The 998-nt window shown below is 41.2% G+C and carries 1 protein-coding gene; it reads left to right on the top strand.

Annotated features, from left to right (window positions below; genetic code table 11):
* Window positions 1-998: Rib/alpha-like domain-containing protein (locus HMPREF2987_RS05815; protein ID WP_257375145.1), on the top strand; the 998-nt coding region annotated here is incomplete at both ends.

Raw genomic sequence — 998 nt, 5'->3', positions numbered from 1 at the left:
TAAAGATCAAACTGTTAAACCAGGAGATAAACCATCTGCGAAAGATTCAATCGGTAATGTCGGAGATCTTCCAGAAGGAACAAAAGTAGAGTTCAAGACACCAGTAGATACAACTACTCCAGGTGAAAAAGATGCGACAGTCGTTGTAACATACCCAGACGGTTCACAAGATGAAGTCCCAGTTAAAGTAACCGTTAAAGAACCAACGGATGCAGATAAGAACACTCCAACAGCTAAAGATCAAACTGTTAAACCAGGAGATAAACCAAATGCTAAAGATTCAATTGGTAATGTAGGTGATCTTCCAGAAGGAACAAAAGTAGAGTTCAAGACACCAGTAGACACAACTACCCCAGGTGATAAAGGAGCGACAGTCGTTGTGACTTACCCAGATGGTTCTAAGGATGAAGTTCCAGTTAAAGTAACTGTAAAAGATCCAGAGAAGACATCTGATGCAGAAAACAACACTCCAACTCCAAAAGCTCAAACTGTTAAACCGGGAGATAAACCATCTGCTAAAGATTCAATTGGTAATGTAGGTGATCTTCCTGAAGATACAAAAGTAGAGTTCAAGACACCGGTAGATACAACAACCCCAGGTGAAAAAGATGCGACAGTAGTGGTAACTTACCCAGACGGTTCACAAGATGAAGTTCCAGTTAAAGTGACTGTGTCAGAACCAACAGATGCAGATAAGAACGAGCCAAAAGCTAAGGACCAAGCTGTTAAAGTTGGAGAAGAACCAAAAGCAGAAGATTCAATTGAGAACTTCAAGGGACTTCCAGAAGGAACAACAGCTAAGTTCAAGCAACCAGTAGATACAACAACACCAGGTGACAAATCACCAGTAGTCGTTGTAACCTACCCAGATGGATCTACAGAAGAAGTTCCAGTTAAAGTAACTGTTAAAGATCCAAGTACACCAGCAACAGATTCTGGTAAGAACAAGGTGACGGATCCAACAGTAACACCAGTTGTAGATCCAAGCAACTTGACTG

Origin of the sequence: Streptococcus sp. HMSC067H01 (assembly GCF_001814775.1) — a bacterium.
In the GTDB taxonomy this organism is placed as follows: Bacteria; Bacillota; Bacilli; order Lactobacillales; family Streptococcaceae; genus Streptococcus.
The sequence above is the reverse complement of the archived record's forward strand: the minus strand, read 5'-3'. Positions and strand labels throughout refer to the sequence as shown.